This window comes from Tardiphaga sp., assembly GCF_025356345.1.
GTDB lineage: Bacteria > Pseudomonadota > Alphaproteobacteria > Rhizobiales > Xanthobacteraceae > Tardiphaga.
This window is the reverse complement of record NZ_JANXTC010000432.1, coordinates 1-7,518: the sequence shown is the minus strand read 5'-3', so window position 1 is coordinate 7,518 and position 7,518 is coordinate 1. Positions and strand designations below refer to the sequence as shown.

Annotated in this window: 5 protein-coding genes; 1 reads left to right on the top strand and 4 read right to left on the bottom strand. The window is 65.7% G+C overall.

Features of this window, described 5'->3' with window-relative positions; all coding sequences use genetic code 11:
- Positions 1 to 405 precede the first annotated feature (405 nt).
- From Q0S16_RS26365 to Q0S16_RS26350, 4 genes are all read right to left on the bottom strand, one after another.
- The gene (locus tag Q0S16_RS26365) at positions 406 to 1,626 is read right to left on the bottom strand and encodes an NADP-dependent isocitrate dehydrogenase (RefSeq protein ID WP_295855562.1); all 1,221 of its coding nucleotides are present in this window, start codon (positions 1,624 to 1,626) and stop codon (positions 406 to 408) included.
- Positions 1,627 to 1,740: 114 nt separating this feature from the next.
- A complete protein-coding gene (locus Q0S16_RS26360) occupies positions 1,741 to 3,471 on the bottom strand; it encodes an alpha/beta fold hydrolase (protein ID WP_295855559.1) in 1,731 nt (576 codons plus the stop codon).
- Between the two features lie 383 nt (positions 3,472 to 3,854).
- On the bottom strand, positions 3,855 to 4,469 hold the full coding sequence (locus tag Q0S16_RS26355) for a hypothetical protein (protein ID WP_295855556.1): 615 nt from the start codon (positions 4,467 to 4,469) through the stop codon (positions 3,855 to 3,857).
- A gap of 121 nt (positions 4,470 to 4,590) precedes the next feature.
- Positions 4,591 to 6,147, bottom strand: a complete 1,557-nt coding sequence (locus Q0S16_RS26350) for a glycosyltransferase family 39 protein (protein WP_295855554.1) — start codon at positions 6,145 to 6,147, stop codon at positions 4,591 to 4,593.
- A gap of 98 nt (positions 6,148 to 6,245) precedes the next feature.
- Here Q0S16_RS26350 and Q0S16_RS26345 point away from each other — a divergent pair, with 98 nt between their 5' ends.
- A complete protein-coding gene (locus tag Q0S16_RS26345) occupies positions 6,246 to 7,460 on the top strand; it encodes a TrmJ/YjtD family RNA methyltransferase (RefSeq protein WP_295855552.1) in 1,215 nt (404 codons plus the stop codon).
- The last annotated feature ends 58 nt before the right edge of the window (positions 7,461 to 7,518 follow it).

Below are 7,518 nucleotides of genomic sequence, written 5' to 3'. Positions count from 1 at the left end.
TTTTCAGCACCGCGGCGTAATCGGCGCGGTAGGCGTCGTCGCACAGCGCCGCGTCGGTGCGCGCATTCTGTGCCTCGACCCAGGCCACGGCGCGCTCCCCCTCGATTTCCTCCAGCCAGAGCAGGGAATCATGGGTGCCGTCGGTCGGATTGGGTGGCGCGGTCATGGGGATTATCCAGCGGCTAGAAGCCGTCATTGCGAGGAGCCAACGGGTCCGGCTTCGCCGGCCGATGATAGGCTCCGCGACGCGGCAATCCAGAGGTCGCAAACTCTGCAAGAACTGGATTGCTTCGTCGCAAGGGCTCCTCGCAATGACGGCGTGAGGTGAAGTGCCCTTGTAACAAAAAGTCCGGGTGCCGTGAGGCAGCCCGGACTTCTGGCCGTATCGTTGGCGGGTGCCGAAACTTACGCGGCGGGCGCCATCACCTTGGTCAGGTTTTCCGCGACCTTGTCGAGGAAGCCGGTGGTCGAGAGCCAGCGCTGGTCGGCGCCGACCAGCAGTGCCAGATCCTTGGTCATGTAGCCGGCCTCGACGGTGTCGACGCAGACCTTTTCCAGCGACTTGGCGAACTTGGCCAGTTCGGGGTTGTTGTCGAGCTTGGCGCGATGCGCGAGGCCCTGGGTCCAGGCGAAGATCGACGCGATCGAGTTGGTCGACGTCTCCTTGCCCTTCTGGTGCTCGCGGTAGTGCCGGGTCACGGTGCCGTGCGCGGCTTCGGCTTCCACCACCGAACCGTCCGGCGTCAGCAGCACCGAGGTCATCAGGCCGAGCGAACCGTAGCCCTGCGCCACGGTGTCGGACTGCACGTCGCCATCATAGTTCTTGCAGGCCCAGACATAGCCACCGGACCACTTCATGGCGGCGGCCACCATGTCGTCGATCAGGCGATGCTCATAGGTGATCTTGGCGGCGGCGAACTTGTCCTTGAACTCGGCTTCGAAGATCTCCTCGAAGATGTCCTTGAAGCGGCCGTCATAGACCTTGAGGATGGTGTTCTTGGTCGACAGATAGACCGGAACGCCGCGCGACAGGCCGTAATTCAGCGACGCGCGGGCGAAGTCGCGGATCGAATCGTCGAGATTATACATCGCCAGCGCGATGCCGGCGCCGTTCGACTGGAACACTTCACGCTCGATCACGGCGCCGTCGTCGCCGACGAACTTCATGGTCAGCGTGCCCTTGCCGGGGAACCGGAAATCGGTGGCGCGGTACTGGTCACCATAGGCGTGACGGCCGATGATGATCGGCTTGGTCCAGCCGGGCACCAGGCGCGGCACGTTGCTGCAGATGATCGGCTCGCGGAAGATCACACCGCCGAGAATGTTGCGGATGGTGCCGTTCGGCGACTTCCACATCTGCTTGAGGCCGAATTCCTTCACCCGGGCTTCGTCCGGGGTGATGGTGGCGCATTTGACGCCGACGCCATATTTCTTGATCGCGTTGGCGGCGTCGATGGTGACCTGATCGTCGGTCTTGTCGCGGTATTCCATCCCGAGGTCGTAATATTGCAGGTCGATGTCAAGGAAGGGGTTGATCAGCTTGTCCTTGATGTACTGCCAGATGATGCGGGTCATCTCGTCGCCGTCGAGTTCGACGACGGGGTTGGTTACCTTGATTTTTGCCATTTAGATCGGGCCTTTGACGCGTTGCGGGAGGGCAGGGTGATGGTCAGGGGGCTATAGCATTGCGCTGGCCGCGGCGGAAGCCGAGCGGCCAGGCAGCTGCCGCCCAAATTTGGCTCAGAACGCGGCCTGGGTCGCCGTCCCGGCGACCACGTACCACGTCACCAGCAGCGCGCAGATCAGCGCGCCGGGCAGGCTGGAGCCGGTGCGCCGCCAGGTGAAGGTGGCAATCACCGCGACAATGGCCATCACGGGGATGAACTGGATCGCCACGATGGTGTTCAGCGCCATCCCGGTGATCACCGCCGGCGCCGGGTCGATCAGCTGGCCGGTGAGCCACAGCGCGCCATATTGCAGGCCGAGCAGCATCACGAAGCCGCCGGCCAGCGCCGCGATATTGGTCAGATAGACCGCCGGCCGGCTGGCCGACAGCGTCGAGAAGTTGCGGTGCATGACATGCAGCGCGATCACGAAGAACGCCGTCAGCGGCGCCAGATAGATCAGCGCCATGACAGCCTGCTTGCCGCTCAACAGCTTCAGCGCCACGATCCAGAACCGGAAGTCGACCTTGAACACCAGATCGGCCAGAAACAGCGCCAGATAGCCGCAGGCGATGGTGGCGATAGCGATGGCCACCGACAGCCCGACAAGGCCGCGGCGGCGGGCGCGTTTCGGCGCGAACGCCATCAGCGCCAGTGCGATCACGGCATTGATCAGCGCCCAGACCACGATCTGGTTGGTGATGCCCTGCGGCAGCCAGGCCTGCGGCTTCACATAGGCGCCGGCCAGCGCGAACGCCGGATAATAGGTGATCGCCGGGATCAGCGCCGACAGCCCCAGCGCGCCGAGCCAGCGGCCGCGATTGACGGGCGCGTCCGCCGGCATCGTGCCGTCGACCGGCACGGGCAGGATCAGCCGCGAGAACATCCGGGCTTCCAGCAGGGCGTCGAACATGCCGATCAGAAAGGCGACGAAGCCGAGCAGCGCGAGGCCGGTGCCGATTTCCTTGCGAAACCAGATCTGGTCCGACGCCGGCAATGGCGTGCCGCCGCTCAGGGTCTTGCCGAACCAGTCGAGCGCGTAACCGATCGCCTCATGCGAGATGTGCTCGGCGGGATGCGTCATCGCCGGCGTGTACAGCACCCGCGCGGTGCCTTGCGCGATGTCGCCATAGACACGGCCGGGCTCGACCGCCGCGCCGGCGCCGAACAGCGCCCACAATTTCGGGCTGTTGACGACGTCGCGTGCCTTCGGCACGCCCCACATCAGGGTGGAGAATTCTTCATATTGCGCGAACACCAAAGCGAGGTTGCGCGGCCAGCTCGGCGTGCCATCGGCGGCGAACGGCTTGCCGGTGGAGGAGCCTTCCAGCACCATGGCCTTGTAGTCGTTGGGCATGGCGGTCGCCGCCGACAGGATGGTCCAGCCCCCCATCGAATGGCCTTCGAGGCCGATATTGGCCTTGTCGACGATGGCGAGGCTGCGCAGATGCGCGAGGCCGTCGGGGCCGCCAAAGCCATTGGCGAAGGCCGGGCCGTCGCTATAGCCGTGGCCGGTCTGGTCGAGCGCCAGCACCACATAGCCGCGGCGGGCGAATTCGATCGCGAAACCGTCCTGGGTTTCGCGCGAATTGATGTAGCCGAGCACGGCGAGGATGCCGGGCGCCGGGGTCTGCGCGGTGGCATTCGGCGGCGTATAGAGCAGGGCGCTCATGCTATTGCCCTTGGCGCCGGTGAAGCGGATATCCGTGACCTTGATGCCGCCCGCGGTCTGGGTCAGATGCGCCAGCCATGAGCCGGCCAGCATCAGCACCGCCCCTGCGATTGCCAGTGTCCATCGTGCGCGCATCGTCGGTTCCCCCGTGCCGGGTTCAGCGGACCCGGTTTTGCTCCATTGTGCCGCCACTGGTACTGCAATGCCGATCGAAAGCAAAGTTGTCGCAGCCTTGCCGCGCGGCCTCAGCAAAATCTCGGCTTTCGCGTGCAATTCCTTAATTTTGTTAAGGATTTTGAACGCCGCCGAGATTTTGCTGAGACCCGTCAGAGTCGAATTCTGATCGATGTGGCCTTGTCCCGGACGCGGCGCATGGCGCCTCCGGAAGGAGGCGTCGTGCAGCGCGGCGCCGGGACCGCCCAAAACGCCTGTGTTCGGTAAGGTCCCGGCACCGCGGAGCGGCACAAGGGTGCCGCACCGCGGCCGGGACAACAGGGGTCCGTTTCAATTCTCACGAATCACGCAAGGCCCAGCCGGCGGGCGAGCTTGCGACGCGCCGGGCCCTCGGGCATCGCACGCAGCACCCTGGCGGCGGCACCGGACTGATGCGCCTCGCTTCGCTCGGCGACATGCCGGTACAGCCGCGCGGCGCGCCAGTGGCGGTCGGGCGGGCAGCAGGCCTGGATCGTCGCCCACACCGGTCCGGCATGGCGCGGTGCCGCGGCGAAGCAGCCGCTCCACAGCGTCTGCAGCGCGAAAGCGCGCGACGCCGCCGGCTCGACCGAGGGCGCCAGCGCCAGCACCCGCGCCAGTTCGCGGTCCGCGAAGGGGAAACATCCAAGCCGCAGCGCGACCGCGATCGGCCAGGCCATCACCGCCACGGTGCCATAGACATCGGGGCAGGACCGAGATTCGCGTGCCGCCTCGTCGAGGATGGCCAGCGCCTCGGGCGCCGCGGCATGGACGGCGACCGAGGCCAGCGCCTGAACGCGGTACCAGGCGTCGGGACAGCCGCGCGCCGCGGCCAGCGCCTGCGCGGGGTCGAGCGCGGCCAATTGCGCGGCGCGCTGTCGCCCGGTCAGGGACGCGCGGGCGGGGGGAGGCGTGTGCGGAAGTGGCGGCGAGCAGGTCATTGTGGTTGGTCGCGGCGGGAGCCGTGGCGGTTCGCGGATCAAAGCTCCGAGACTTCGTCTAAGCTGAGCGAAGTATAATCCTTTGAATTGCGCAGAGCCCTCCAAAAAGGATGAGCGCCGATCAGCGCAGGGCGGGGGGCGACGCAGCGTCCGCGCCGAATGCCTTGGCTTCGCCGGCAAAAATAAGCTGGCCGCCGGGGCGGGTCCGTTCCACGAGACCGGCGGCGCGGGTGGCATCGAGCAAGGGCGAGTTGTGAGCGAGCTGGATCAGCCGATACCGGCCAGCCGTGATCTGCTGCCGCAGCACGTTGATGTCACGGGCTCGGGTCTTGAAGGCCTGGCCTGCATTGAACTCGTCATAGGCTGACGGGTGTCCCGACCAGTAGCACAGGGTCAATTCTTCGCAGATCGCGGGCCCGGCTAACTGGCGCATCAGCGCGATGTCCAGCAGTGCGTTGTGGTCCTGTGCCCGCGTCGATGCCGCGAGCTCGGTGCCCAACACGATCTTCACGAGCTCGTTCTGCGGCAGCACGATCAGCCGCAGACAAAGTAAACCGACGATGACCGCGCGCATGCGTACAACGCCGTAGCGTTCGATATTGGGCATTTCGGCAAGCCGCGACAGTACGAGGCCGGTCGCAATCGAAGCACCGATGATCCAATCAAAGAAGGAGTTGACGCTGACGCCTTCGCCGGTGCGGGTTACGGCAAAGGCGATGGCACCGGCGGCCAGCAGGTGATTGACAAGGCTGACGCGGGAATCACTCTGAACGCGGGCCGCGAAGATTGCCCAGACCACCAGGGGAATGATGAAGCCCTGAATCCAGCCGAGCAGCGTTACCACGCGATAGAGACTGTAGCTGCGGGGCGAACCAAGCTGGTCGAAGAATGCAGCGCCATAGGACAGCCAGCACAGCGCAAACGCGGCTACCAGGCAGGTCGCGGCGTAGATGACCCATCGCTCCGCGGCCCTGCGGTCGTTCACCAGCAGCCAGGTCGTCGCGGCGAGCGGCATGGCGAAAATGTTGTGCTTGATCATGCCGGCCGTGACCATCAGAGCTGCGGCGGCTGCGAGCCGGCCGCGTCCAGGCCGGCTGCCGGTGAAAACCGCGAAGCCCGCGGACATCACCGCGTGGGCGAGCAACTGAGGATCGTCGACACCGACATAGAGCGTGTAGCTCTTGCTGAGGATGCCGAGAAACAGCAGCCCGGCAAAGATCGCATAGCGACTGGAACCGCCGAGATTGCGGACGATCCAGACGATGTTGCCGGCAATGACGAAGGTTGCGATCAGCGAGAGAATCCGGCCAGCCAAGATGTTGTCGCCGATGGCTTGGCCGAACAATCCGACGATATAGAAGGATAATGGCGGATAGTTATTGAAGAAGAACGCGTCGCCGTCCGGGTATAGCGCGCCCGGGCCCAGCGCCCGTTCGCTTTGCAGCGCGTTCCATCCCTCGTTGGGATTGAGGGGAATGTGAAGACCGAGGCTCCAGAACGGCAGGATCAGGTAGAGCGCCGTGACGACGGCAAAAACTGCGATTCCCGTCACCGCGACGGCTCGGTCCGAAAACCATCCGCCGGTATGCAACCGGTCTGACGCGGCGACAGTCATGGGGGCCCCAGGTGAGGTGATGTCAGAACGTTTCGTCGTTCCCGACATGCGTTCGGGGTACATGGGCCTACACGGGATTGCAACATTTCGCCCGACTGTGCTTAGACCGTGCCGACCTCGCCTTTTGGATGGGCGTTTGGCGTTGGAGCGCAAACAGCAAGATGTCGGGATCGGGAACAGACAGCAGCAAGTCGAAGCTGGAGCTTGCGGGACCGGTCGTCGTGCTGGTCGAACCGCAGCTCGGCGAGAACATCGGCATGTGCGCCCGCGCCATGGGCAATTTCGGGCTGACCCGGCTGCGGCTGGTCAAGCCGCGCGATGGCTGGCCCAATGTCCATGCCCGCCGCGCGGCGTCCGGCGCCGACCACATCCTCGACCGCGTCGAGCTGTTCGACACCGTGGAGGCGGCGGTCGCCGATTGCACGCTGCTGTTCGCCACCACCGCCCGCGCCCATGACCAGGCCAAGCCGGTCGTGGCGCCGGAAGCCGCGGCGGCCGAGACCATCGCCCATGTCGCCACCGGGGCCACCGCCGGCATCATGTTCGGCCGCGAGCGCTACGGCCTCCTGAACGAGGAGGTGGCGCTGGCCAACCGCATCATCACCTTCCCGGTCAACCCGGCCTTCGCCTCGCTCAATCTGGCGCAGGCCGTGCTTTTGTGCGGCTATGAATATTTCAAGCAGGCGACCGCCAACGCGCTGCCCTATGCGATGCCGGAGCGTTCCGAGCCCGCCGCGCAGCACCAGATGCAGGCGTTCTTCGACAATCTGGTGCGCGAGCTCGACAAGGTCGAATTCCTGCGGCCGGTGGAAAAGCGCGAGACCATGCTGGTCAATCTGCGCAACATCTTCTCTAGGATGGAGCCGAGCAAGCAGGACATGCACACGCTGCACGGCGTGGTGATGGCGATCGCCGAAGGGCGAAAAGGCCCGGCCAAGGGCGGCGTGCTCGACGGCGAACAGGCGACACGGCTGCGCGCGCTGCTGGCCGAACACGGCCAGGGCGCCTTGCCGCATGAGAGCGGCACCGTGCGCGGGCTGGCGCGGCTGTTGCGCCGCAATCCGACCGACGCCGAGCGGCTGCTGTGGGAGGCGCTGCGCACTGACCGCCGCTTTGCCGGCACCTTCAAGCGCCAGACCCCGGTCGGCCGCCACATCCCGGATTTCGTTTCGTTTCCGCGGCGCGCGGCGATCGAGCTGGTCAATGCCGACGAGACCGACATCATCGTCACCGACCGCGCGGCGCGCACCGCCTGGCTCGAGGAGCGCGGTTACCGCGTGATCGCCATGCGCACCGAGGATGTCACCAGCGATATTACCACCGAACTGGCGCGGCTGGAAACGGCGCTGGCCGGGACGATGCCTGGCGAGGCATAGTCCCTTCTCTTTCGCGCGGCGCGGCCACTCGTTCCCCGGACGCGGTGCAGCGCGCCGC

What these genes read in the sequence shown, in the direction of transcription:
- Q0S16_RS26350 (WP_295855554.1), bottom strand. Translation starts at nt 6,147, where the DNA reads ATGTACCCCGAACGCATGTCGGGAACGACGAAACGTTCTGACATCACC.
- Q0S16_RS26345 (WP_295855552.1), top strand. Translation starts at nt 6,246, where the DNA reads ATGTCGGGATCGGGAACAGACAGCAGCAAGTCGAAGCTGGAGCTTGCG.
- Q0S16_RS26355 (WP_295855556.1), bottom strand. Translation starts at nt 4,469, where the DNA reads ATGACCTGCTCGCCGCCACTTCCGCACACGCCTCCCCCCGCCCGCGCG.
- Q0S16_RS26365 (WP_295855562.1), bottom strand. Translation starts at nt 1,626, where the DNA reads ATGGCAAAAATCAAGGTAACCAACCCCGTCGTCGAACTCGACGGCGAC.
- Q0S16_RS26360 (WP_295855559.1), bottom strand. Translation starts at nt 3,471, where the DNA reads ATGCGCGCACGATGGACACTGGCAATCGCAGGGGCGGTGCTGATGCTG.